We start from the raw sequence: 22,927 nt of genomic DNA on the forward strand, positions 1-22,927 counted from the left end.
CTGCGAGGCGGTGCCGAGCAGCCCGGTGACGGACGAGCCCATCGAGCGGTCGCCACCGGGGACGGCCTGGCCCGCGGCGTGACCCGCCGCGTCCGCGACGACGGGGACGCCGTCGCGCGCCGCCTCGCCGACACCCGTGCCGGCCAGCTGACCGGTCTGGTGCGCGGTGCTCTCCAGGGAGCCGCCGAGGTCGGGAGCGGAGTTCAGCTGGCTGAGCCCACCCAGGTCGGGCACCGACGGCAGCGCGGGGGCGGCCTGAGCCGTGCCCGCCGCGACAGCCGGGACCGCACCTGCCGCGACGACGAGCGCGGCCTGGACGATCCGGCGCGAGATGGGGAGAGACATGGTGCTCCTTGAGAAGGGACGACAGAACCCGTCCGCCGGGCGGACGTGGTGATTACCGCCCCAGGAGCAAGAAGGTTGCGGCCACGTCGGGTAAAGAGTTCGCCAAGCGGAGCAACCCTATGTCCGGTGATGTCTGGTATGTCGACAGCCGCCAGCGCAGGCGACGAAAGGTTTCTCCGCACGCCCGCCAGGGGTGCACCCCGGCGAAGCGAGAAAATTCCGCCGACTCGACCCGAATGGCCGTATTCGTCAACCCCGAGCGTTCCGCTTCACCCCTCGGGAGCGCCGTTCGACTGAGTCCCGGCTAGGCGACGGTGATCCGCAGGCCGCTCGCCGCGTCCGAGGATCCGACCGAACCGGCCGCCGCGCTCGCGGACGCGGAGCCGGTGGAGACCCAGCCCTTGTCGGAATCGGAGCTGGACCACTGCTTCCCGGCGTACTGGACCTCGGTGATGTGCAGCGTCTTGGCGTGGGCCACCGACCACTGCGCCACCGCCCAGCCGCGCTCCGACTGGTACGCGCTGCCGTGGATCGCGACCCCCAGCAGCTGCTCCGACGGCGCGGTCGAGGTCCCCGAGCCGGAACCCGACCCGGACGACCCTGCGCCGGAGCTCGCGCCCAACGGGGTCGTGGAGACGACGCGGCCGAAGTCCTTCTTCAGCTCCGCCTGCAGCGTCGTGGAGCCGCTGCCGGAGGGGGAGGTGCCGACGCCGTCGACCGTGCAGCTCATCGCGGACGGGACCCGGCCGGTCAGCGCGCTGGACAGGGTGGTCGCGTCCGCCTCGTGCTGGGCGTAGGCATCCGGGAAGCCGCTGTGCTGGACGTCCTGCGCCGCCTCGGTGAGGGGGAGTTGGGCGTAGCCGGGGATGGCCACCAGCTTGTCCAGGAACTTGTTCGTCGCGTAGACCGGGTCGCTGATCTGCTCCGGCGTGCCCCAGCCCTGCGAGGGCCGCTGCTGGAACAGGCCGATCGAGTCGCGGTCGCCGCCGCCGAGGTTGGTCAGCCGGGACTCCTGCATCGCGGTCGCGATGGAGATGGTCACCGCCCGCTCGGGCAGGTTGCGCGAGGTCGCGACGGCGGCGATGGTGCTGGCGTTCTGCATCTGGTCGAGGCTGAGCTGGACCACGCCGTCGGTCGTGTCGACCTCGCAGCCCTCGGAGAGGGGGCCGGGCAGCAGGTTGCCGCCGTTGCCGATCAGGTAGCCGATCACGACGGCCGCCACGACCACGAGCACCAGCACGGGCAGACAGGCCAGCCAGCGCCGACGCCGACGCGGCGGCGGGAAATCGTCGCCGTCGTCCATCATCTCGCTCAGACTCACCCGGCGTCCTTTCTCCGGCGGCGCTACGTTCTCGGCGGCGCGACGTTTGCGTGACGCGCCGCTCAGGTCGGCACAGTCGGTCAGGTCCGGCCGACTGGTCACCCTACCGACTGTGACGGTCCAGCTGGGACTACGGTTCGCCTGCGTACCTGTGAGCTGCACCGCGCTCCAGTCGGAGCTGAGCGCGTGGTGAGGAGAACCCACGTAGGCTGGATGTTCATGAGCCGTCCTGATGCGCCCGAGTCCGCCGAGCAGTCCGCCGAGTCGACCGTCGTCCCCGAGCTCGATCTGAGCATGACGGGCGGACAGTTGACCGCCCGGCTGGTCGACATCCCCTCCGTGAGCGGTTCGGAGCAGGTGATCGCCGACGCCGTCGAGGTGGCGCTGCGCAAGCTGCCGCATCTGACCGTGGAGCGGGACGGCAACGCCGTGATCGCCCGCACCAACCTCGGCCGTGCCGAGCGCGTCGTGCTGGCCGGTCACCTGGACACGGTGCCGATCGCGGACAACCTGCCCTCCTACGTCGAGGGCGACCTGCTCTACGGCTGCGGCACCTCGGACATGAAGTCCGGCGTCGCCGTCCAGCTGCGCATCGCGGCGACGGTGCCCGAGCCCAACCGGGACATCACCTTCGTCTTCTACGACTGCGAGGAGGTCGAGGCGCGCCGAAACGGCCTCGGCCGGCTCGCCCGCAACCACCCCGAGTGGCTCGCCGCCGACTTCGCGGTGCTGCTGGAGGGCACCAACGCGCAGGTCGAGGGCGGCTGCCAGGGCACCCTGCGCGCCGAGATCCGCACCAGCGGGCAGCGCGCCCACTCCGCCCGCGCCTGGCTGGGCGACAACGCGATCCACAAGGCCGCGCCGATCCTCGAACGGCTGGCCGCCTACGAGGCCCAGCGCCCGGTCATCGACGGCCTGGAGTACCACGAGGGCCTGAACGCGGTCCGCATCGAGGGCGGCGTCGCCAACAACGTCATCCCGGACGAGTGCCTGGTCGTGGTGAACTTCCGCTACGCCCCGAACCGATCCCCCGAGCAGGCCGAGGCGCACGTGCGCGAGGTCTTCGACGGATTCGACGTCGTCGTCACCGACTTCGCCGCCGGCGCCCTGCCGGGCCTGTCCCAGCCGGCCGCGGCGGCCTTCGTCGAGGCCACCTCGACCACCCCGACCGCCAAGTTCGGCTGGACCGACGTCGCCCGCTTCTCCGCGCTCGGCATCCCGGCGGTGAACTTCGGTCCCGGCGACCCGAACTACGCGCACAAGCGTGACGAGCACTGCTCGCTGGCCGCCATCGAGGAGACCGAGAAGCGGCTGCGGGCCTGGCTGCAGTCCTGAACGCTGTGTGAACCCGGCCCGCCTGCGTGTACCGCCGGTGACCGGTGCCCGTGAGCGGTCCGGAAGTCGCCTCCTGTCATACCCCCGTTCGTCGATTGATCGTCGTACGCTGCGGAGGTATGACAGACGAGCGCAGCATCCAGCCCATGGGGCCCGGTAACGGGAGCAGCAACGGCAACGGGAACGGCACGGGGCCCGGCCACGAGGTTCGCCTGCGTGGCAAGGTGCGGATCAAGCACCGCGGTCCCGTACTGCTGCGCGGCGAGCACGTGGACACCAGCACCACCGACCAGCGCCTGCTGGACTCGGCCGGCCCGTCCGACTGGCTGCACACCGACCCGTGGCGGGTCATGCGGATCCAGTCCGAGTTCGTCGAGGGCTTCGGCGCCCTGGCCGAGCTCGGTCCGGCGGTGAGCGTCTTCGGCTCGGCCCGGACCGCGGCGGACTCCGACGAGTACGCGGCCGGAGTCCAGATCGGCCGGGCGCTCGCCGAGGCCGGCTACGCGGTGATCACCGGCGGCGGCCCGGGGGCCATGGAGTCGGCCAACCGCGGCGCCTTCGAGGCGGGCGGCACCTCCGTCGGGCTGGGCATCGAGCTGCCCTTCGAGCAGGGCCTCAACGACTACATCCACCTGGGCCTGAACTTCCGCTACTTCTTCGTGCGGAAGACCATGTTCGTGAAGTACAGCCAGGGCTTCATCGTGCTGCCCGGCGGCTTCGGCACCCTCGACGAGCTCTTCGAGGCCCTGACGCTGGTCCAGACGCACAAGGTCACCAAGTTCCCGGTGATCCTCTTCGGCACCGCGTACTGGTCCGGCCTGCTGGACTGGGTCAGGGACACCCTGGTCGCCGAGGGCAAGGCCTCCCCGGGCGACCTGGAGCTGATCAGCTGCACCGACTCCGTCGAGGAGGCCATCAAGATCCTCGAGGTGAGCCGCACCAACGGCCACGCGCAGCCCGCCCACAGCCCCGAGTAGCCACGCAGGCACATGGGTACCAGGGGTGGCTTGGCCTGGCGGCTACGCGAGCCCGCGGCGGGCGACCGCGGGCTCGCGGGTGCCGCGGATGGAGGCGACCATGTCGAGCACCTGGCGCGTCTCGGCGACCTGGTGCACCCGGTAGATCTGCGCGCCCAGCCAGGCCGAGACCGCCGTCGTGGCGAGCGTGCCGAGCAGCCGTTCGCCGACCGGCTTGTCCAGCGTCTCGCCGACGAAGTCCTTGTTGGACAGCGAGACCAGCACCGGCCAGCCCGTCGCGGTCATCTCCGGGAGCCGTCGCGTCGCCTCCAGCGAGTGGCGGGTGTTCTTCCCGAAGTCGTGTCCCGGGTCGATGATGATCGACTCCCGCGGCACGCCGAGCGCGAGGGCGCGCTCCGCCTCGCCGTGAACCGTCCGCTCCAGGATGTCCGCCATGACGTCCGCGTACTCGACGCGGTGCGGCCGTGTACGCGGTTCGGCGCCGCCCGCGTGCGTACAGACCAGTCCGACCCGGTGCTTCGCGGCCACCTCGGCGAGCTGCGGGTCCACGCCGCCCCAGGCGTCGTTGAGCAGGTCCGCGCCCACCGCGCAGACAGCCTCGCCCACCTCGTGGCGCCAGGTGTCCACGCTCAGCACGACGTCCGGGTGACGCTCGCGCAGGGCCGCGACGAAGGGGACGGTGCGGCGCAGCTCCTCCTCGACCGTCACCTCCTCCCCGGGGCCCGCCTTCACGCCGCCGATGTCGAGGATCGCGGCCCCCTCGGCGACCGCGCGGTCGGCGGCGGCGAAGGCCGGCTCGTCCGCGAAGGTCGCGCCCTGGTCGAAGAAGGAGTCCGGCGTACGGTTCACGATCGCCATGATCACCAGCTCGTCCGGTCCGAAGGTTCGCCGACCGAGCTTCAGGGCCGTGCTGGCCATGCGTCCTCCCGGGCTGGTGCGCCATGATGGCTGTCGTTACGTTTGGGGCTCGTCCATGATCCCCCACCGGCAGCCTGGAGTGGGCCCGTGTTCTGGTTGATCCTCGTCCTGATGGTGCTGGTCGTCGGCGCGGCCGCGCTGGCCGCGCTGGGCGCGGGCGGCTCGCTCCCCGAGGCCGAACGCGACCGCCTGGCCGCGCGCCTGCCGCAGGACCGTCCGCTGTCGCGCACGGACGTCGACGATCTGCGCTTCCCGATGTCGCTGCGCGGCTACCGCATGGACGAGGTCGACGACGCGCTCGACCGCATGGCCGCGGAGCTGAGCGAGCGCGAGCACCGCGTCCAGGAGCTGGAGACCGCGCTGGCCGCGGCCCTCGCCTCTCCCGGCGCGGCGGGCTCGGTCGCGACCGAGCGGCGCGCCGCCTACCAGCCGACCCAGGTCGTCCCGGCCGCGGAGCCCCCGGCGGGGCTTCCCGCCGAGCCGTCCGCCGACTCCTCCGGCGAGCCGTCCGCCGGCCCGTCCGCCGGGCCGTCCGTCGACTCCTCCGGCGAGCCGTCCGCGGAGTCCTCCGAGGCGGCCGAGGCGGCCGACGCACCGCGGAAGGACGACGAGCAGTGAGCGAGGCCATCCGCGGCCAGGACGGCCTGCTGCGCTGCCCCTGGGGCCTGTCGACCGCCGACTACCTGGAGTACCACGACACGGAGTGGGGCAAGCCCGTCCACGGGGACCTCGAGCTCTACGAGCGCCTCGCGCTGGAGGCGTTCCAGTCGGGCCTGTCCTGGATCACCATCCTCCGTCGCCGGGAGGGCTTCCGCCGGGCCTTCGACGGGTTCGATCCGGCCAAGGTGGCGGCCTACGACGACGCCGACGTCAGTCGGCTGCTCGCGGACGAAGGCATCATCCGCAACCGGGCGAAGATCGTCGCCACCATCGCCAACGCCCGTGCGCTGCTGGCCCTGGACGACACCACCCTCGACGCGCTGATCTGGAGCTACGCGCCGGATCCGGCGCCCTCCGCCCCCAAGGCCCTGGCGGACGTCCCCGCGGTGACGCCGGAGTCCACGGCGCTCGCGAAGGAACTCAAGCGCCGTGGCTTCCGGTTCGTCGGCCCGACGACCGCCTACGCGATGATGCAGGCCTGCGGCCTGGTCAACGACCACCTGACGGACTGCTTCGCCCGATGACCGTGGCTAACGGCCCGTGAACCGCGGGGCCTGCTTGGCGAGGAAGGCCTCGACGGCGATCTGGTGGTCCGCGGAGTCGCCTGCGAGGGTCTGGAGTTCCTCCTCCTTGGCGAGGGTCTCCACGAGCGTGTGGCCGGCGCCGAACGCCACCGCGGTCTTGATCGCGCCGTAGGCGACCGTCGGACCGTCAGCCAGCTGCCTGGCGAACGCGCGGGCCTCGTCCATCAACTCGGCACCCGGCAGCACGCGGTGCGCGAGTCCGAGGGCCAACGCCTCCTCCGCCTTGACGGTCTGAGGGAACATCAGCAGCTCGATCGCCTTCGACTGGCCCACCAGCCGCGGCAGCGTCCACGACGCGCCGGAGTCCGTGCTGAGCGCCACGCCGGCGAAGGAGGTGTTGAAGCCGCCGTGCGCCGCGAGGAAGCGGAAGTCGCAGGCCCACGCCAGCGCCGCGCCCGCGCCCGCCGCGACGCCGTTGATCGCGGCGACGACCGGCTTGCGCATCGTCGCCAGCGCCGTGACCAGCGGGTTGTAGTGCTCGCGGACGGTGGAGAGCGCAGGTCCGCCGCCCTGCCGCGCGGCGGCCAGATTGCCCACGTGCTCCTTGAGGTCCTGGCCGACGCAGAACGCGCGCTCGCCCGCGCCCGTCAGCAGGACCGCACGGACCGCCGGGTTGTCCGCCGCGTCGGTCGCGGCGTCGCGCAGGGCCACCTTGGTCGCCGTGTCGAGGGCGTTCATCGCCTCCGGGCGGTTGATGGTCAGCGTCGCCAGCCCGTCCTCGATCTCGTACAGCACGCTGTCGGCCACGTCCGTCTCCTCACTTTTCGTCCAGCTCTGTCACCGGCTGGTGCCCCGGTCAGCATGACGGATCGGATACCCCGGGGAAGATGTGACGTAGCCCACTTTCCCGCATCCCCCGCGTGGAACGCGAGGGGGGCTCACTCAGCCGTAGAGGCCCGGCGGGGGAGGGGAACTGAGGTGCGGTCGGCGAGCGTGTTCGGGTCCGTCCGAACGTGCACGGAGGAGGTCCCTGGGGCTGGCGTGATGCGTGACGTTGGTCATCGGACGGTCGAATGCGGGATACTGGTACTCCGATCAGTGCGTTCGAAACCGGCGGTGGACGGGCCGCCGGTTCCGGTGGAGCAGGTGCAGGAAGGGGAACGAGCATGGCGGCCATGAAGCCGCGGACGGGCGACGGCCCGCTTGAGGTGACCAAGGAGGGGCGGGGCATCGTCATGCGCGTTCCGCTTGAGGGCGGCGGACGTCTCGTCGTCGAGCTGACGCCCGACGAGGCCGAGGCGCTCGGTGACGCACTCAAGAAGGTGTGCGGCTGAGGCCGAACCCCGCTCAGATCCTCCATCGAAGGCCCCTGTCCCCACCGTGGGAGAGGGGCCTTCGGCCTGTGCACAGGGGCCCGGCACCCGGGTCAGGGACGGACCGCGGCCAGCAGACCGTCTCCGACCGGCAGCAGCGCCGGTATCAGGTCCGGATGCTCGCGCACCTGCCGCATCAGCTCCCGCACGGTCGCCGAACGGACCCCGAGGGCGCCCTCGAAGCAGACCGTTCCCCCAGGTCGCAGCAGGCGCAACGATTCAGCAAGGTAGCCCGTCGTCTCCGCCGGATCGCCGTCGCAGAAGACGAGGTCGTACTGCCTGTCGGCCAGCCGGGGCAGCACCTCCAGGGCCGGGCCGGGAATCAGCCGGGCGCGGCTCGGCGCGAAGCCGGCCGCCGCGTAGGCCTCGCGTGCCTGCCGCTGCAGACCGGGCTGGACGTCGACGGTGGTGAGGATGCCGTCCGCCCGCATCCCGCGCAGCAGGCAGATGCCCGACACGCCCGCGCCGGTTCCGATCTCCACGACCGCCCGCGCGCCGGCCGCCGCCGCCAGCAGCCGCAGTGCGGCCCCGCTGCCCGGAGAGACCGGACGGACCGAGGACAGCAGCGACATCTCGCGGGCGCGCTCGAGTACCGGGTCCTCGACCGCGTAGGCGTCGGCGAGGGCCGGGTCCGCTTGCCCGTAGCCGCTGATGCCTTCCTCCCGCGCTGAGCCGAGTTGTGTGCCGATCCACCGATCCGTGCTGACCAGTGTCGATTTCTGGCCACAGGTTAGTGGAGAGAGGCGGAACCGGGATCAAGGCCCGCCCGTTGGAAGGGGATGAGGGCCGGGTTCACACCCGGTCGTCGGCCCTCCCGGCGTACGGGTGTGTACGGAGCGCCGCAGGTGGGTCGTATGGTGATTGGCTTTTATCCGGTGCTAACGGGTGGTGCGGATATGGTGGTGGCCCTGCTAGGCAGAAGAGCCGATAGAGGAGGTGTGGCTGAGGGGGGCGCCCGTTCGCGCAGTCATCGCGGCCCCGCGCCGGCCCGCACGCCGAAGCCCGTGATCAGTGAGTCGCAGCCCGAGAACGCGCCCGTCGACGCGACGGAGTCGAACGGCCTCCCCGTCGCCCTGCAGGGCGTTCCCGAGGGGCAGACCGCGTCCTTCGACGAGCAGAGCGCCGCGACTGCCTGGACCCCGCCCAGCTGGGAGGAGATCGTCCAGACGCACTCCGCCCGGGTGTACCGCCTCGCCTACCGTCTGACCGGCAACCAGCACGACGCTGAGGACCTCACCCAGGAGGTCTTCGTCCGGGTCTTCCGCTCGCTGTCCACGTACACCCCGGGCACGTTCGAGGGCTGGCTGCACCGGATCACGACCAACCTCTTCCTCGACATGGTCCGCCGCAAGCAGCGGATCCGCTTCGACGCCCTGGCCGAGGACGCCGCCGAGCGGCTGCCCAGCCGGGAGCCGTCGCCGGCGCAGCAGTTCCACGACACCCACTTCGACGCCGACGTGCAGCACGCGCTCGACACGCTCGCGCCGGAGTTCCGGGCCGCCGTGGTGCTCTGCGACATCGAGGGCCTGTCCTACGAGGAGATCGCCGCGACGCTCGGCGTCAAGCTCGGCACCGTCCGCAGCCGCATCCACCGCGGTCGCGCGCACCTGCGCGCAGCCCTGCAGCACCGCGCCCCCGGCGCGGGCGGGGGCCGTGAGCGCCGGGCCGGCGTGGACGTCGAGGCCGAGGCCCAGCTGCTGGCAGCCGACGCCATGGACAGGGGGCGGTCCTCGTGAGCGAGCAGGCCCGCCGCGTCCCGCGGTCGGAGGTCGGCGAGCTGCGGGTGACCCAGGTTTCCGTCGCCGTCACGACCCCGCCGCCGCAGGAGCACCACCTCGGCGACCGCCTCGCCGCCTTCGTCGACGGCGAGCTCGACCACGGCGCGCGCGAGCGCGTCCAGGCACACCTGGCCACCTGTCCCGACTGCCTGGCCGAGGCGGAGGAGGAGCGCCGTCTGAAGGCGCGCCTGCGCGAGGTGCTGCCGCCGGAGCCCAGCAACGTCTTCCTGAGCCGCCTGATGGCCATCTCCGCCGCCGATGACGACGAGGGTGACCCGCGCCCGCCCCAGGGCCCGCCCTCGCGCGTCCGCTCCCTCTTCGGCGGGTCGGGCGCCCACCCCGGAACCGGCTTCGGCATGTCCGGCGGCCTGGGCAGCGGTGGTCTGCGCGGCAGCAGCTTCGGCAACGGCGCGCTCGGAGCGGACCGCCCGGTGCCCGGGATGGACCCGCGGGCCCGGCGCGAGCGCGGCCGCGAGCCGCGCGGGGAGCGTCCGATAGCGGCGCGGCTGCGTGCCGGATCGGACCCTTCGGGCCCGCTGATGACAACGTCCGAGGAGGCCTCGGCCCGGGCCGAGCGTGCGGGGCGTACGGCCGTGGTCGGGGTCGCGCCGAGCGCGCCCGCCGCACCGCGCGGCAGACGGCTGGTCTTCGCCGCCGCAGGCGCGTTCTCCGTCGCCGCGGTCACCCTGAGCAGCGCCCTCACCGGCGTCACGGCCACGTCGGAGGCGCCCCATGACGTCGCCCCGCTGTCCGGGTCCAACAACTACGCGCCGTCCGCCAACTACGCCCCGGCCGGCGGGCAGCTCGCCTACAACGCCGCGCGCGTCGACGACGCACGCGAGCGCACCGCCGCCAACCAGCACGCCCCGCTCGCCCGCCCGGGCATGCCGCCCAACCTCTACCCGGCGGCCGAGCTGCGCTAGCGGGCGCTCGCGCACCCCGCCACCCGTCCCGATGTCGGCCCGTACCGCGCTCCTCGCGGTACGGGCCGACGCGTCTGCGCCGACGCCGCAGGTCAGGGGTCGGTCGGGGCCGGCGAGGCCGCTTGTCGGTGGGCTGTTCAGTCACCTGTTCGTTAACTGGGAACATTCACGTGGGCGTAGCCTCGATCGCCCCCGACCTGTTTCAATGCCAGGGCAGCAGGCGTGGAGGAGCAGTTCGGCATGGCAGCGGAACACCAGCTGGAGGAGCCGCAGGCGCCGCAGCGTACCCAGCGGCTCGCGCCCGCGTGGTGGAGCCACCCGGGTGGCGCGGCGGCACAGCGCGGCGCGATCTTCGGCAGCCCCGTGCACGCCGAGAGCGGCGGGGACGACGAGGGCCACGGCCCGGCAGGCGAGCAGGCGGCGGCCCAGCACCCGAACGACGGCCCGTGGGGCGGCGGCGACGGCCCGGGAGGTCGTCGGCTGGGCCGCCCCGTACCCGCGCTCACCTCGTCCAGGGGCCTGATGATCATCGCCCTCGTCGTGGTCGTCGCCAGTCTCATCGGCGGGGGCCTCGGGGTCGGCGTCGAGGGCGCGGCCGAGGGCGGCCGGCTCACTCTGCACCAGGCGTCGAGCTCCGCCTCCAAGGGCGCCGACCGGACCGCGGCCGTGCTGAGCCAGGTGCTGCCCGGCGTGGTCTACCTCCAGGTCGACGCCGGCGGCCGGCGCACCACGGGCACCGGCATCCTGCTGGACGCCAACGGCCACATCCTCACCAACAACCACGTGATCGCTCCGCAGGGCACCCCCGGCGCGATCACCGTCACCTTCAGCACCGGCCAGCACCACCCGGCCATCATCGTCGGCCGCGACGTCGGCAGCGACCTCGCGGTGCTGCGCGTCGCGGGCGTCTCCGGGCTCAGCCCCGCGACCTTCGGCGACTCCGACAACGTCCAGGTCGGCGAGCCGGTGATGGCGATCGGCGCGCCCTACGGCCTGCGCGGCACGGTCACCTCGGGCATCGTCAGCGCCGTCGACCGCCCGATCGTCTCCGGCAGCCTCGACTCGCCCGCCGGCCACTCCTACCTCGACGCACTGCAGACCGACGCGCCGATCAACCCCGGCAATTCGGGTGGTCCGCTGCTCGACGCCAGCGGCACCGTGATCGGGATCAACACGGTGATCCGCTCCTCCGACCCGGACAGCTCCGACCCCTACGGGAGCGACAGCACCAGCGGCAGCATCGGCCTCGGTTTCGCCATCCCGATCGACCAGGCCACCGCGGTCGCGGCGCAGCTGATCGGCGGCGGCAGGGCCACGCCGCCCACCATCGGGGTCACCCTGGACCGCGGGTTCGACGGCGGTGCCAAGATCACCGACGTGCACGCCGCAGGGTCGAAACTGCAGGTCGGCGACGTGATCACGGCGGCTGACGGCGTCGCCGTCACCGATGCCGACGACTTGATCGCGCTGATCCGCGGCCGCAGGGCGAACGGCACGACCGAGCTCACGGTGCTGCGGAACGGCGCCAGCCTGAAGATCGAGGCGAAGCTCGCGTCCGCGCCTACCGACTCGACGTCCACCAAGGCCTGAGCGGAGGGACGGCGGCCGGACCGTCCGAAGCCGGACACGTTCCCCTTTTCACACCGCTGGTTCACCGGTCACCGGGTACGACTGGCCCTCCGGGCGATTACGCTGGAGCAGTCCACACGTCAGCAGGGGAGCCCACCGCATGTTCTTCGACATAAGCCCACTCGAGATGGTGGTGCTCGTCGTCCTCGCCGTGGTCATCTTCGGCCCCGACAAGCTCCCCAAGCTGGTCCAGGACGCGATGGGCGTCATCCGCAAGATCCGGGAGTTCTCCGACAGCGCCAAGGAGGACATCCGCAAGGAGCTGGGTCCGGAGTACCAGGACTTCGAGTTCCAGGACCTCAACCCGAAGACCTTCGTGCGCAAGCAGATGCAGCGGCACGGGGACGAGTTCGGGCTGAACGAGATCCAGGAGCTGAAGAACGGCTTCACCCGCGACGCGACCGACGCCGCCACGGCGGTGAAGTCCGTCCGGAACGACCCGCTGGGCAAGGTCGCCCCCGAGGGCGCCGCGTCCGCGTCCACGTCTCCCGCCACGCCGTCCGGCCCCGCCGGCGCGGCTGCTCCTGCCGCCTCCGACGAGCGGCCTCCGTACGACCTCGAGGCCACCTGACGGCGGCTCACGCGCGCGTTATCCCGTCCCTACACGGTCGTCCCCGCCCGCCCCGGTAATCTTCTGCCGGGGCGGACCAAGAAGGAGGCCGGTATGGACACCACGAGCGAGACCGTGGCGGAGCAGGAGCAGCAGCCGCACGCGGAGGCGAAGTCCGCCGGGCCCGGCTTCTCGGGGGTGGACTTCCCCTGGTACGGCCTGGACGACGCCTGGACCGGCCGCCGCTGGTACGGCGCCACCGGCACGTCGCCGGACGGCCGCACCGTCGACTACGGCTCCCTCGGCCACGGGGACGAGCCCGTGCGCTCCTACCTCGCGCAGGACCCGGCGGAGGGCAAGCGCTTCGCCGTCGTGGTGACCGTCGCCCGGCGCGAGGCCCGCCGCCTCGAGAACGGCACCGGCATGCTGGAGGCGACCTCCGTCTCCTCGGCCGCGTGGCTGGCCGGCTCCGGCCTCCTCGCCGCGACCGAGCACGCCCCGATGGAGCGCTCGCTGCGCCAGGACTGGCTCGACCAGCAGACGGCTCTCGCCTGGGACCTCGCCGACGACCTGGAGAGCGCTGCCTGGTCCTCGCTCACCCTCCCGGTCGACGGCACCCCTCAGCCGTTCCGCTACCGCGAGTCCGAGTACGGCTGGGTCCTCGCCGGCGACGCCGAAGGCGCCCACATCGGCGCCTACGGCCGCGGCGTCAGCGCCTACGGCCTGGGCTTCACCGTGATCACGGACTTCGCCGCCTACAGCGGCTAGCCGCCCACCAAGCGGGAGCCGGGCCCGGACCGCCTCTCCGTCGACACCGACGGGAGCGAGTCGGAGCCGACAACGACGAACGCCGATCATGCCCCGCAGCTCAGGGGCATGATCGGCGCTTGTGTTGCAGGCCGGTGGACCGGTGGTTCAGAACTTGTTCTTCGGGGTGAGCCCCAGGGAGAGGCCGGAGAGGCCGCGCTGGCGGCCGGCGAGCTTGGAGGCGATCGCGCGGAGCGCGGAGCCGGCGGGGGAGTCCGGGTCGGAGAGGACGACGGGCTTGCCCTCGTCGCCGCCCTGGCGGAGCTGGACGTCGATGGGAATGTTGCCGAGGACCGGGACCTTCGCGCCGGTGGCGCGGGTGAGGGCGTCGGCGACCGTCTGGCCGCCGCCGGTGCCGAAGACGTCGACAATCTCGCCGCAGTGCGGGCACGGCATGCCCGACATGTTCTCGATGACGCCGACGATCGTCTGGTGCGTCTGCAGCGCGATCGTGCCCGCGCGCTCCGCGACCTCCGCCGCGGCCTGCTGCGGGGTGGTGACCAGCAGGATCTCCGCGTTCGGGATCAGCTGGGCGACCGAGATGGCGATGTCGCCGGTGCCCGGCGGCAGGTCGAGCAGCAGGATGTCGAGGTCGCCCCAGTAGACGTCGGCGAGGAACTGCTGCAGGGCGCGGTGCAGCATCGGGCCGCGCCAGACGACGGGCGCGTTGCCGGGGGTGAACATGCCGATCGAGATGACCTTCACGCCGTTCGCCGACGGCGGCATGATCATGTTCTCGACCTGCGTGGGCCGACCCTCGGCGCCCAGCATGCGCGGGACGCTGTGGCCGTAGATGTCGGCGTCGACGACGGCGACCTTCAGGCCCTGGTCGGCGAGGGCGACGGCGAGGTTGACCGTCACCGAGGACTTGCCCACGCCGCCCTTGCCGGACGCGACCGCGTACACGCGGGTCAGCGAACCGGGCTTGGCGAAGGGGATCTCCTTCTCGGCCTGGCCGCCGCGCAGTGTCGCCTGCAGTTCCTTGCGCTGCTCGGCGCTCATCACATCCAGCTCGACCTCGACCGAGGAGATGCCGGGGACGGCGGACACCGCGTCGCGGACGCGGGTGGTGATGGTGTCGCGCATGGGGCAGCCGGACACCGTCAGCCAGACGGCGACCTTCGCGCCGCCCGCGGCGTCCACCGCCACGGATTTCACCATGCCGAGCTCGGTGATGGGCCGGTTGATCTCCGGGTCCTGCACCTTCGCCAGCGCGGCGCGCACGGACTCCTCGATGGGGGTCGCCTCAGTGTCGGTTGCCATAACGGAATGGTACGGCGGCCGAAGAGTCGCACTGACCCGGCAGTAGCGTGCGGCGGGTCACATCAGGTCGGAGGCCGCGATCCGCGGATCGTCGGGCCGATGTCCGTCGCCGTCGCGCGAGTCCAGCTCCTTGATCAGCTGCTGCAGCTCGCTGCGCAGGAAGTCGCGGGTGGCCACCTCGCCGAGGCCCTGTCGCAGGGCGGCGACCTCGCGGGTGAGGAACTCCGTGTCCGCGACGGTACGGCTGGCACGGGCGCGGTCCTGCTCCATGTTGACCCGGTCGCGGTCGTCCTGCCGGTTCTGCGCCAGCAGGATCAGCGGCGCGGCGTAGGAGGCCTGGAGCGACAGGGCCAGGGTCAGGAAGATGAACGGGTACGTGTCGAAGCGCAGCCCCGACGGGGCCAGCACGTTCCACGCGACCCAGAGCAGGATGACCATCGTCATCCAGACCAGGAACCGTCCCGTGCCCATGAACCGTGCGATGCGTTCCGACAGGCGCCCGAACGCGTCCGGGTCGGGCTGTGGCAGGCCCAGCCGGGAGGGGCGCTGCGGCTGGTCGAGCCTCAGGCGCTTCTGGCTCGGCTTGGGCTCGTGCTTGGGCTCGTGCTTCGGATCGGACCGGAACTCGTGCCTCAGCTCGCGGATCAGCTCTCGCCGAGGTTCGCGCTTCGCTTCGCGCTTCGGTTCACGCTTCGCTTCGCGCTTCGGTTCACGTCTCGGCTTCGGCTCAGATGTGGGACCCATCGGAGGTCACCTCCTCGCTGTGGTCGGTGCGGGGCGTGCCGCCGTGCAGCGCGGCTTCGCGCCAGTCCTCGGGCAGCAGGTGGTCGAGCACGTCGTCGACGGTGACCGCACCCAGCAGATTGCCCGTCGTGTCGACCACCGGCGCGGCCACCATGTTGTACGTGGCCAGGAAGCTGGTGACGCTGGGCAGTTCGGTCGCGGGCGTGAGCGGGTCGAGATCGCGGTCGACGAGGGAGCCGACCAGCGTGTAGGGCGGCTCGCGCAGCAGCCGCTGGAAGTGGACCAGACCGAGGTACCTGCCGGTCGGCGTCTCCAGGGGCGGTCGGCACACGTAGACGACGGAGGCCTGAGCCGGCTTCAGGTCCTCGTTGCGGATCAGCGCCAGCGCCTCGGCCACGGTCCCGTCCGGCGGCAGCACGATCGGCTCGGTGGTCATCAGGCCGCCGGCCGTGTGCTCGGCGTAGGTGAGCAGGCGGCGCAGCGGGGCGGCCTCGTCCGGCTCCATCAGCTGGAGCAGCTGCTCCGCCTCCTCGTCCGGCAGCTCGGAGAGCAGGTCGGCCGCGTCGTCGGGGTCCATCGCCTCCAGCACGTCGGCGGCGCGCTCCTGGTGGAGCCCGGCCAGGATCGCCACCTGGTCGTCCTCCGGCAGCTCCTCCATGACGTCGGCGAGTCGCTCGTCGTCCAGGGCGGCGGCGACCTCGCCGCGGCGCTTGGGGGAGAGGTGGTGCAGCACGTTGGCGAGGTCGGCGGGGCGGAGCCGGTCGAAGGTGGCGAGCAGGTTGGCCGCGCCCTGGTCCTCCTCGCGCAGAGCGAACCCGGTGACCGCCGACCACTCGACGGTCATCGCCTCGCCCTTGCGGCGCAGCCGTCCGCCTCGGCCCTTCTCGACGAAGACCTTGTCGATCTCCCACTCCCGCCCCTTGGTGCGCACCATGGCGACGTCGAGGACCGTGACGGTCTCGCCTTCCTCGCCGTAAGGGCCGGTCTCGCGCAGGGTGACCCGGCGGTCGAGCAGCTCCGCCAGGCAGAGCGTCTCGGTGGGACGCTGCTCGAAGCGGCGCATGTTGATGACACCGGTCATGATCACCTGGCCGGACTCCACGCTGGTCACCCGGTTCATCGGGAGGAAGACCCGGCGCTTGCCCGGCACCTCGACCACGAATCCGAGCACCCGCGGCGGCCGTCCGCCGAGCCGCAGGGTCACGACGAGGTCCCGGACGCGCCCGACGGAGTCGGCGTTCGGGTCGAAGACCGCCACCCCCGCCAGATGCGAGACGAAGACTCGTGAGGCGCCTGCGCTCACGCTCACGCGATACCTCCCTGACGCTGCTGACTCAGACCCTGACCCTGACCCGGGCCCCGCGCGACTGAGTCGCTGCCGATGGCCAGGCTACCTGCTATGGGAGGTCTGCCCCTTTTGTGCAGCCTGCGATTGCGCCCTGCGGGTCCGCCGAGCGGGTCGGGCCGGATGGGTCGGGCCGGGCGGGTCGAGCGCGTTCCGCCCACCCTGCTGCTTGGAGCTGCCGTTCCGGCCGTCCCGCCGCTGGGGCGGGACGCGGCGAAGCCGCCCGGGCCGGGCGCCGGGAAGACAGAGCGCCGGGAGGGCAGGGCGCCGGGAGGGCAGGGCGCCGGGGAGACGGGGCGCCGGGGAAAAGCGGGGCGGCGCCGCGCTCAGGCCGGGCGGCGGCGCCTGCGTCCGAGCAGCAGCTTGGGGAGGGCGGCGGGGATCGCTCGACGGGTCGTCGCAGCGGTCGGCACCGGGGCCGCCGTGTGGGCGGAGTCGGGCATCGCGCCGGGGTGCTCGACGCTGGGGCCCTGCGGCACCAGCCGGAGCACGCGGCTGCCCTCGGCCCAGCGCTCCTCGACGGAGTCGTGGTCCAGGGCGTTGAGCCGCTTGCCCTTCAGCTCGTCGACCGCGGCCTGCCACGCCTCCGAGCGGGGGGCCAGCAGCTCCGTCCGGGCGCGGAAGGCGACCAGGCGGCCCCACTTGTCGCGGCTCCGCAGGGTGACGACGAGGTCCACGTCCTCGCCCAGCCCGTCCAGCGGCTGCTCGCCGCCGTCGCCGACGATCACGACCGCGTCCTCCACCCAGGCGTGCCACAGTGCCCGATCGCGCCCGCCGTCGCGTCGCACCCACAGCAGACCGGACTTCTTCGCGGCCTCCTCGATCAGCGCGCGGTCCAGCAGCTCGGCACTCGGCTCAGCAGTCATGCTCACAGGGTATTGGTTCTCCTGTCGCCGCCGGCGGCGACTGTCCAGGGCGTGGTACCCCGTAGAAGCCAAGGCTGTCAGTCACCTACCATGGAAACGCCCCTTACCGACCGTCAACCTGTCGGTTCCTGTGTGGTCGCGCCGAGGAGTCGCCCGTGTCCAGCACCGCCGAGAGCGCCCCCTCGTCCGCGGCCGTCGCGCCGCAGCCGGGCGCGCCGGCTCCGGGCGTGCATCCGGACCTGTCGGCGGTGCCGCGCATCGACTTCCTACTGCTCGCGCTCGCCGTCGGCGGGGTGGCCCTGTCCGCGCCGCTGATCAGCGCCATCGCCGCCCCGGCCGTCGCCATCGCGTTCTGGCGCAACTGCATCGCCACCGGCGTCCTCGCGCCGATCGCGCTGCTCCGGCACCGCGGCGAGCTGCGCGCCATGACCAAGCGGACGGTGCGGCTCTCGCTGGCGGCGGGCGCCTTCCTCGCGCTGCACTTCGCGATGTGGCTGCCCAGCCTGCGGCTGACCTCCGTGGCCACCTCGACCGCACTCTGCACGGCCACACCGCTGTGGACCACGCTCTACCTGCGACTGCGCGGACACCGTCCGCCGCGCGTGGTCTGGGTGGGCATCGGGCTCGCCTTCGCGGGCGTGGTGCTGCTGACCGGCTTCGACCTCACCATGTCCTCCCGCGCCGTGCTGGGCGACCTGCTCGCCCTCGGCGCCGGCATGGCCGCGTCCGGGTACTTCCTGCTCGGCAGCGAGGTGCGGCGGACCGTCAGCACGACCGCCTACACCTTCGTCTGCTATGCCACCACGGGCCTGCTGCTGCTCGTCGCCTGCCTGCTCTCCGGGCAGACGCTCACCGGCTACAGCCCCACCGCCTGGGGGCAGATCGCGCTGCTCACCGCGTCGGCGCAGTTCCTCGGACACTCGCTGAGCAACCGCGTGGTGCGGACGCTCGGGCCGTCCTTCGTCTCCACCGCGATCCTGCTGGAGACACCGGGGGCGGCGCTCATCGCCGCCGTCTGGCTCGGCCAGCTGCCGCCGGTGGCGGTCTACCCGGCCGTGGCCATGATCCTTGCCGGCCTGCTGCTGATCATCCGGGCCGGGCAGCGCTCCTGAACGGCCCGCCGGGTGACGCCGTAGGCTCTGCCTATGCCGCACGCAGCCGACTCACCCCACCCGTCCGACTCGCCCGACGCGTCGGCGCCGGACGCCGTCCTCACCGCCGTCGAGGCGCGCCTCATCAGCACCTTCGGTGAGCCGGACGGTCGCGCAGCGATCACGTTCCTCGGCACCGACCGGATCGAGGTGCTGCGGTTCCCGCAGGCCGAGGGGCTGTACCGCTATGCCACCCTCGGGATGTCCGCCTCGCCCATGAACGACCCGACCGCGCTGGTGGCGGACCCGATCGCCGGCCCGCGCGTGGAGCTGGTGGTCACCGTCCGCGGCGGCCAGGACGGGCTGCTGCGCCCGCTGGCCACGCTCGCGGCCGCGCCGCAGGTGGAGGGGCTGGTCGTGGCGCCGGGCGCCTCGCTGGATCTGGGCGAACCGCTCTGGGAGGGCGCGCCCTTCACGTCCTTCCTGGTCGCCGAACCGGGCGGCCTGGTCGAGGACCTGGAGCTGCCCGAGCCCGCCGAGGCGGTCCGGTTTCTGCCGCTGCTGCCGATGACCCCGAACGAGGCCGCCCACAAGCGCGTCCACGGCGCCGCCGAACTCCAGGAGCGGTGGCTGCGCCACGGTACGGACCTGCGCGATCAGCAGCGCAGGTCCGTACCGCTCGGCGACGCGTGACGTCGGATCAGAACTGCGGCTGGCCCGTCGGGGCGCCGCCCTGCGCGGGGATCTGCGCCTGCGGCAGCGCGCCGAGGAGCTGGTCCAGCTCGTCCCGCCAGTAGCGGTGGATGTTCAGGCGGGTCGGCTTGGCGCCCGGGGTCATCTCGACGTACATCGAGCTCCACACGGTCGCCCGGTTGATCCGGCTGACCGGGAACGCCTGACGCGGGAAGGCCGCGACGACCTCGCCCGGGCGGTTGGTCCACCGGCTCGCGGAGTTCACCACGATCGAGGTGTTGGTCAGCGTCAGGAAGTAGAACCGGCGCGTGAACGCGACGACCATCCCGACCACCGGGATCTCGTCGAAGATCGCGTTCAGCCACGGGCTCGGCCCGGTCTCCACGTGCACGCACGCCATGAAGGTCTCCCCGGGCGGGGCGACCTGCGAGAGCTTCTCGATGACCTGCTGCTTCTGCTTTGCACGGCGAATCGCCACGTACCCACCCCGAGAGAGAAAAGAGGGACGGGCGCGTATCCCCGGCGCCCGTCGAGAGACGCCAGAGGCTAGCAGGTTTTCCAGCCATCCGGCTGACGGGATTTCGGACACGCCCCGACCGGGCGGGGCGGGCTCAGCCGGTGATCGGCTTCGCCCCGGTCGCGAGGCCGACGAGCGCCTCGTAGACGGCCGGATCCGTGGTGTTCGCACCGAGGCTGACGGCCTTTCGGCTGCCGTGGTAGTCCGAGGACCCGGTGGCCAGCAGGCCCAGCTCGGCCGCGAGCCCGCGCAGGCGGGCGCGCGTCTCCTCGTCGTGGTCCATGTGGTCGATCTCCAGCCCCGTCAGTCCCGCTGCGGCCAGGTCCGCGATCGTCGCCTCCGAGACCGTCCGGCCGCGCTTGGACGCCCCCGGGTGCGCGAACACCGCCACCCCGCCCGCCCCGCGCACCAGCGCGATCGCCTCGGCCGGATCGGTCTCCCGCTTGGGCACGTCCGCGCGCCCGCCGTTGGCGAGCCAGTCCTTCGTGAAGGCGGCGTCGACGTCCGCGACGACGCCCGCCTCGACGAGCGCCGAGGCGATGTGCGGCCGCCCCACCGCTCCGCGGCCCGCGATCCGCTCGACCTGCTCCCAGGTGACCGGCGCGCCGAGCGCGCGGCACCGCTCGACGATGGCCTGCGCGCGCCTCACGCGGTCCGTCCGCACCAGCTCCCGCTCCCGCGCGAACGCCGGCTCCTCCGGGTCGAAGAGGTAGGCCAGCATGTGCATCGAGATGCCCTCGACCCGGCACGACAGCTCCGCGCCCGGCACCAGCGTCAGCGCCGTCCCGTGCAGCGCCTCCGCCGCCTCGGCCCAGCCCGCCGTGGTGTCGTGGTCGGTCAGCGCAACGACGTCCAGGCCCGCGACGACGGCGTTCCGCACGAGCTCGGCAGGGGAGTCCGTGCCGTCGGACGCGTTGCTGTGGGCGTGGAGATCGATACGCATGCCGTCCAGGGTAGGGGAGCGCCGCGACCCTCCGGGGGGCGTGTCCAGCGGCGTGCGCCCGGAGCCGCGCCACGGGCCCCGGCCGGGTGCGGCAGCCGGGTGCGGCAGCCGTGGCCGGCCCAGGATCCGCTACTTGAGGATCCGCGGGGACAGCGCCCCGCAGGGCAGGAGCTCCAGCTCCGCCCCCGCGTCGCGGAGATCCGTCAGGACGAGCTCGTCGTACATCAGCAGGCCGGACCGCTCCGGCCAGACCACCGCCCAGAGCCACAGGCCGCGGGCCTCGCCGACGAAGACCGCGCGGTCGTCCGGGGCGTCCGGCACGTGCCACAGCGCCGTGGGGCGCCCCGCCGCTAGGACCTTCGCATGGGGCGGTCGGTTCACCGCGATCGCATCGCCCGGATCGGGCCCGGGCAGCCCGGCGTAGCGCGCGCCGAGGCCCACGCCGAGCTCCTCGGCGATCAGCAGCAGCTCTCCCGGCCCGCCCAGAGGACCGGGGCCGGAGCAGGCGACCGCTGTCGCCCGCGTTCCCGAAACGTCGTCACCCGCATGCGCGATCCCCGTGAAGAGCCAGCCCACCGGCAGCGGCCAGGGCAGCCAGACGGGCACCTCGGCCCTGGCGACGGCCACGCCCAGCGCCTCGACGCTCGGCGGGACGATCGGCTGCAGGGGATAGACCGTCCCGTGCCTGTCGCACTGCCACGTGTCGGTGAACAACCCCGGGGCGCGGACTCGGCCCCCGCACCTAGGGCAACTGGGCTCGCCCCTCATAGAGGAACACGGTCCTCTCTCCCGCCCGCTCCGTCAAGGACGATCACCCGCGCGGGGGACGCCACTTTCGGGGGACGGACCGAGGCCGCCGGAGCGGTCAGACAGCCGCCGGAGCGGTCAGACAGAGGCGTTCCGCAGCGGTCGGATGTAGACGCGGTCGCCCGTCGCGGCGGCGTGCTCGACGATCGACCGGACCGCCTCGGCCTCGGCGATCTGGCTGTCCCCGACCGCCGTTCCGTTCTCGTCGAGGCGGAAGATCTCGAAGCGCATGGACTTCTCCCTTCTGCTGTGTGGTACCAGCCTGAGCCACCCCTGATGCGCCGCGGTTAGCATGCCGTTAAACCTGCGTATCGCCACAGGCCACCGGCCTGACGGCGAATCAGCTGACGGCGTTGGTCCAGAAGGCGGACAGCGAGACCGCCGTCCCCGCGGGCCGCTCCGCGTTGGGCGAGTGCCCGGCGCCGGGCACGACGATGTGCTCGGCGGAGAGCCGCAGCGCCATCTGCGCCTGCAGCTCCACCGGCCAGGCGTAGTCCGTCTCGCCGGAGATCACCAGCTTCGGCAGCGCGGTCTTGGCCAGCTCGTCCACCCGGTCCGGCTCGGAGATCAGCCGCTGCGCCATCGCCGCCAGCGCGCCCGGCACGTTCGCCAGCCAGCGTCGGTGCATGAAGTCCGCGATCTCCGGGTCCAGCCGGACCTTCGCGCCGCTCGCCTCGTCCATCTCCTGCATCGCCTGCCAGATCTCCTCCAGCGTCATCGCCGGGAGGGCGGCAAGCAGCAGCTTCGCGCGCTCGGTCTCGCCGTGCCCGACGGCTGCCGGTCCGGTGCTCAGCAGCGTGAGCGAGGCCCACGGCAGCGGCGAGCCCGTCGCCCGCAGCGCAGCGTCCCGCGCGACGTATCCGGCGAAGGAGTGCGCGACCAGGTGCAGCGGCCGCCCGGCCGCCCGCTCGCGCAGCTCTGCGGTCACGGCCAGCAGGTCGAGACTGAACTCCTCCAGCGTGTACGACTCGACGTCGTCGGGCCCGCCCGTCTCGTACTGCCCCCGCTGGTCGATGGCGATCACCTCGAATCCGTCCTCGGCCAGCGGCTCCAACAGCGCGATGAAGTCCTCCTTGCTGCCGGTGAACCCGGGCACGAGCAGCGCGAACGCCGTCGCGGGCCGCCCCTCGGGCACGGCGTGCAGCGCAGCGAACTCGCCCCGCGCGGTGCCGAGGCGAACGCTTCGCGCACAGGCGGGCAAGGTGAGGAAGGGCGGCGTGCTCATAGGGCTGGAACCTCCTGGCGGTGCGGCGTGCGGAGTCGAGCGTAGCCAGGGGAGATGTCCGTGGGGTGTCGTTGCAGGCTCCTGGGCGTCGCCGGGTCTCCACTTCCCAACGGCCGCAAGCGACGGCCACATGCCAACGGCGCGGCGGGCCCCCTGGGAGGGTTCCCGCCGCGCCGTCTCTGTGGGTACGTCAGGCGCGGGTGCGGGCGCGGGGGCGCTTCGTCGCCGCGGCCTCGGCCGCCTCCGCGGCAGCGGCCGCCGCTGCCGCCTCGGCGAGGCGGACGCTGCGACGC

General features: G+C 72.7%; 26 protein-coding genes. 12 read left to right on the top strand and 14 right to left on the bottom strand.

The genetic code is table 11. The features are described from left to right. On the bottom strand, positions 1-345 hold a 345-nt coding region (locus tag TR48_RS42995; RefSeq protein WP_052442456.1), incomplete at its 3' end, for a hypothetical protein. A gap of 304 nt (positions 346-649) precedes the next feature. Next, entirely contained in the window at positions 650-1,666 is a 1,017-nt protein-coding gene (locus TR48_RS07120) for a VldE C-terminal domain-containing protein (protein WP_052442457.1), read from the bottom strand. 294 nt (positions 1,667-1,960) lie between these two features. Between TR48_RS07120 and dapE the strand changes: the two genes are divergently transcribed. Both dapE and TR48_RS07130 read left to right on the top strand, forming a co-directional pair. Continuing rightward, positions 1,961-3,001 (top strand): succinyl-diaminopimelate desuccinylase, encoded by a 1,041-nt coding sequence (gene dapE, locus TR48_RS07125; protein WP_042365173.1) that lies wholly within the window; start codon positions 1,961-1,963, stop codon positions 2,999-3,001. 119 nt (positions 3,002-3,120) lie between these two features. Next, a complete protein-coding gene (locus tag TR48_RS07130) occupies positions 3,121-3,978 on the top strand; it encodes an LOG family protein (RefSeq protein ID WP_236652045.1) in 858 nt (285 codons plus the stop codon). Positions 3,979-4,020: 42 nt separating this feature from the next. Here the strand turns inward: TR48_RS07130 and folP are convergent, their stop codons facing one another. After that, on the bottom strand, positions 4,021-4,896 hold the full coding sequence (gene folP / locus TR48_RS07135; RefSeq protein ID WP_042365073.1) for a dihydropteroate synthase: 876 nt from the start codon (positions 4,894-4,896) through the stop codon (positions 4,021-4,023). 87 nt (positions 4,897-4,983) lie between these two features. Between folP and TR48_RS45245 the strand changes: the two genes are divergently transcribed. After that, positions 4,984-5,514, top strand: coding sequence for a DivIVA domain-containing protein (locus tag TR48_RS45245; RefSeq protein ID WP_063770929.1), 531 nt, complete (start codon positions 4,984-4,986; stop codon positions 5,512-5,514). Then, the gene (locus tag TR48_RS07145) at positions 5,511-6,080 is read left to right on the top strand and encodes a DNA-3-methyladenine glycosylase I (RefSeq protein WP_042365074.1); all 570 of its coding nucleotides are present in this window, start codon (positions 5,511-5,513) and stop codon (positions 6,078-6,080) included. The genes TR48_RS45245 and TR48_RS07145 overlap by 4 nt, the downstream gene beginning before the upstream one ends. 6 nt (positions 6,081-6,086) lie before the next feature. Here TR48_RS07145 and TR48_RS07150 read toward each other — a convergent pair whose 3' ends face one another. Continuing rightward, positions 6,087-6,887, bottom strand: coding sequence for an enoyl-CoA hydratase-related protein (locus tag TR48_RS07150; RefSeq protein ID WP_042365075.1), 801 nt, complete (start codon positions 6,885-6,887; stop codon positions 6,087-6,089). A gap of 359 nt (positions 6,888-7,246) precedes the next feature. On the opposite strand from TR48_RS07150, the gene TR48_RS40075 reads away from it, so the two are divergent. Further along, positions 7,247-7,414, top strand: a complete 168-nt coding sequence (locus TR48_RS40075; protein ID WP_075003713.1) for a DUF3117 domain-containing protein — start codon at positions 7,247-7,249, stop codon at positions 7,412-7,414. A gap of 92 nt (positions 7,415-7,506) precedes the next feature. On the opposite strand, the gene TR48_RS07155 is transcribed toward TR48_RS40075, so the two are convergent. Further along, positions 7,507-8,142: an O-methyltransferase gene (locus tag TR48_RS07155; protein ID WP_439654451.1), complete on the bottom strand. Its 636-nt coding sequence runs from the start codon at positions 8,140-8,142 to the stop codon at positions 7,507-7,509. A gap of 315 nt (positions 8,143-8,457) precedes the next feature. Between TR48_RS07155 and sigE the strand changes: the two genes are divergently transcribed. The 5 genes from sigE to TR48_RS07180 all read left to right on the top strand — a co-directional run bounded on the left by sigE (position 8,458) and on the right by TR48_RS07180 (position 13,101). Continuing rightward, complete coding sequence (gene sigE, locus TR48_RS07160; protein WP_439654446.1) at positions 8,458-9,189, top strand: RNA polymerase sigma factor SigE; 732 nt, start codon at positions 8,458-8,460, stop codon at positions 9,187-9,189. Then, positions 9,186-10,154, top strand: coding sequence for an anti-sigma factor family protein (locus TR48_RS45250; RefSeq protein ID WP_052442458.1), 969 nt, complete (start codon positions 9,186-9,188; stop codon positions 10,152-10,154). Before sigE ends, TR48_RS45250 begins: the two co-directional genes overlap by 4 nt. A 240-nt stretch (positions 10,155-10,394) precedes the next feature. Further along, the gene (locus tag TR48_RS07170; RefSeq protein WP_236652046.1) at positions 10,395-11,744 is read left to right on the top strand and encodes a S1C family serine protease; all 1,350 of its coding nucleotides are present in this window, start codon (positions 10,395-10,397) and stop codon (positions 11,742-11,744) included. A gap of 139 nt (positions 11,745-11,883) precedes the next feature. Beyond that, positions 11,884-12,354 carry a sec-independent translocase gene (locus TR48_RS07175; RefSeq protein WP_042365077.1) on the top strand — a complete coding sequence of 157 codons (471 nt, stop codon included), beginning with the start codon at positions 11,884-11,886 and terminating at the stop codon, positions 12,352-12,354. 93 nt (positions 12,355-12,447) lie between these two features. Beyond that, on the top strand, positions 12,448-13,101 hold the full coding sequence (locus tag TR48_RS07180; RefSeq protein WP_042365078.1) for a hypothetical protein: 654 nt from the start codon (positions 12,448-12,450) through the stop codon (positions 13,099-13,101). 147 nt (positions 13,102-13,248) lie between these two features. Here the strand turns inward: TR48_RS07180 and TR48_RS07185 are convergent, their stop codons facing one another. From TR48_RS07185 to TR48_RS07200, 4 genes are all read right to left on the bottom strand, one after another. Beyond that, positions 13,249-14,403 carry an Mrp/NBP35 family ATP-binding protein gene (locus TR48_RS07185; protein ID WP_042365079.1) on the bottom strand — a complete coding sequence of 385 codons (1,155 nt, stop codon included), beginning with the start codon at positions 14,401-14,403 and terminating at the stop codon, positions 13,249-13,251. A 57-nt stretch (positions 14,404-14,460) separates the two neighbouring features. Then, positions 14,461-15,147 (bottom strand): DUF1003 domain-containing protein, encoded by a 687-nt coding sequence (locus TR48_RS07190; RefSeq protein WP_084728948.1) that lies wholly within the window; start codon positions 15,145-15,147, stop codon positions 14,461-14,463. Then, positions 15,131-16,450 (bottom strand): magnesium transporter MgtE N-terminal domain-containing protein, encoded by a 1,320-nt coding sequence (locus TR48_RS07195; RefSeq protein ID WP_042365180.1) that lies wholly within the window; start codon positions 16,448-16,450, stop codon positions 15,131-15,133. Before TR48_RS07195 ends, TR48_RS07190 begins: the two co-directional genes overlap by 17 nt. A gap of 368 nt (positions 16,451-16,818) precedes the next feature. Further along, complete coding sequence (locus TR48_RS07200; RefSeq protein ID WP_042365080.1) at positions 16,819-17,358, bottom strand: hypothetical protein; 540 nt, start codon at positions 17,356-17,358, stop codon at positions 16,819-16,821. 155 nt (positions 17,359-17,513) lie between these two features. Here TR48_RS07200 and TR48_RS07205 point away from each other — a divergent pair, with 155 nt between their 5' ends. Together TR48_RS07205 and TR48_RS07210 are read left to right on the top strand one after the other, a co-directional pair. Further along, positions 17,514-18,470: a DMT family transporter gene (locus TR48_RS07205; protein ID WP_052442459.1), complete on the top strand. Its 957-nt coding sequence runs from the start codon at positions 17,514-17,516 to the stop codon at positions 18,468-18,470. 33 nt (positions 18,471-18,503) lie between these two features. Then, entirely contained in the window at positions 18,504-19,142 is a 639-nt protein-coding gene (locus tag TR48_RS07210; RefSeq protein ID WP_084728950.1) for a suppressor of fused domain protein, read from the top strand. A gap of 7 nt (positions 19,143-19,149) precedes the next feature. Here the strand turns inward: TR48_RS07210 and TR48_RS07215 are convergent, their stop codons facing one another. The 5 genes from TR48_RS07215 to TR48_RS07230 form a co-directional block, all read right to left on the bottom strand. Then, on the bottom strand, positions 19,150-19,620 hold the full coding sequence (locus TR48_RS07215; protein WP_042365081.1) for a hypothetical protein: 471 nt from the start codon (positions 19,618-19,620) through the stop codon (positions 19,150-19,152). Between the two features lie 133 nt (positions 19,621-19,753). After that, a complete protein-coding gene (locus TR48_RS07220) occupies positions 19,754-20,602 on the bottom strand; it encodes a PHP domain-containing protein (protein WP_042365082.1) in 849 nt (282 codons plus the stop codon). 129 nt (positions 20,603-20,731) lie between these two features. Beyond that, positions 20,732-21,370 (bottom strand): DUF6758 family protein, encoded by a 639-nt coding sequence (locus TR48_RS07225; RefSeq protein WP_042365083.1) that lies wholly within the window; start codon positions 21,368-21,370, stop codon positions 20,732-20,734. A gap of 117 nt (positions 21,371-21,487) precedes the next feature. Then, positions 21,488-21,640: a DUF8834 family protein gene (locus TR48_RS44240; RefSeq protein ID WP_170183518.1), complete on the bottom strand. Its 153-nt coding sequence runs from the start codon at positions 21,638-21,640 to the stop codon at positions 21,488-21,490. 109 nt (positions 21,641-21,749) lie between these two features. After that, positions 21,750-22,634, bottom strand: a complete 885-nt coding sequence (locus TR48_RS07230) for an alpha/beta fold hydrolase (RefSeq protein ID WP_042365084.1) — start codon at positions 22,632-22,634, stop codon at positions 21,750-21,752. Positions 22,635-22,927 lie beyond the last annotated feature (293 nt).

Origin of the sequence: Streptacidiphilus neutrinimicus (assembly GCF_000787815.1) — a bacterium.
Classification (GTDB): Bacteria; Actinomycetota; Actinomycetes; order Streptomycetales; family Streptomycetaceae; genus Streptacidiphilus; species Streptacidiphilus neutrinimicus.

Bases quoted from the DNA above. Each gene is read 5' to 3' on its own strand.
- TR48_RS07180 (WP_042365078.1), top strand. From the start codon at position 12,448: ATGGACACCACGAGCGAGACCGTGGCGGAGCAGGAGCAGCAGCCGCAC.
- TR48_RS07230 (WP_042365084.1), bottom strand. From the start codon at position 22,634: ATGAGCACGCCGCCCTTCCTCACCTTGCCCGCCTGTGCGCGAAGCGTT.
- TR48_RS40075 (WP_075003713.1), top strand. From the start codon at position 7,247: ATGGCGGCCATGAAGCCGCGGACGGGCGACGGCCCGCTTGAGGTGACC.
- TR48_RS07130 (WP_236652045.1), top strand. From the start codon at position 3,121: ATGACAGACGAGCGCAGCATCCAGCCCATGGGGCCCGGTAACGGGAGC.
- folP (WP_042365073.1), bottom strand. From the start codon at position 4,896: ATGGCCAGCACGGCCCTGAAGCTCGGTCGGCGAACCTTCGGACCGGAC.
- TR48_RS07190 (WP_084728948.1), bottom strand. From the start codon at position 15,147: ATGGGTCCCACATCTGAGCCGAAGCCGAGACGTGAACCGAAGCGCGAA.
- TR48_RS07170 (WP_236652046.1), top strand. From the start codon at position 10,395: ATGGCAGCGGAACACCAGCTGGAGGAGCCGCAGGCGCCGCAGCGTACC.
- TR48_RS07220 (WP_042365082.1), bottom strand. From the start codon at position 20,602: ATGCGTATCGATCTCCACGCCCACAGCAACGCGTCCGACGGCACGGAC.
- TR48_RS07200 (WP_042365080.1), bottom strand. From the start codon at position 17,358: ATGACTGCTGAGCCGAGTGCCGAGCTGCTGGACCGCGCGCTGATCGAG.
- TR48_RS07225 (WP_042365083.1), bottom strand. From the start codon at position 21,370: ATGAGGGGCGAGCCCAGTTGCCCTAGGTGCGGGGGCCGAGTCCGCGCC.
- dapE (WP_042365173.1), top strand. From the start codon at position 1,961: ATGACGGGCGGACAGTTGACCGCCCGGCTGGTCGACATCCCCTCCGTG.
- TR48_RS07185 (WP_042365079.1), bottom strand. From the start codon at position 14,403: ATGGCAACCGACACTGAGGCGACCCCCATCGAGGAGTCCGTGCGCGCC.
- TR48_RS44240 (WP_170183518.1), bottom strand. From the start codon at position 21,640: ATGCGCTTCGAGATCTTCCGCCTCGACGAGAACGGAACGGCGGTCGGG.
- TR48_RS07210 (WP_084728950.1), top strand. From the start codon at position 18,504: ATGCCGCACGCAGCCGACTCACCCCACCCGTCCGACTCGCCCGACGCG.
- TR48_RS07175 (WP_042365077.1), top strand. From the start codon at position 11,884: ATGTTCTTCGACATAAGCCCACTCGAGATGGTGGTGCTCGTCGTCCTC.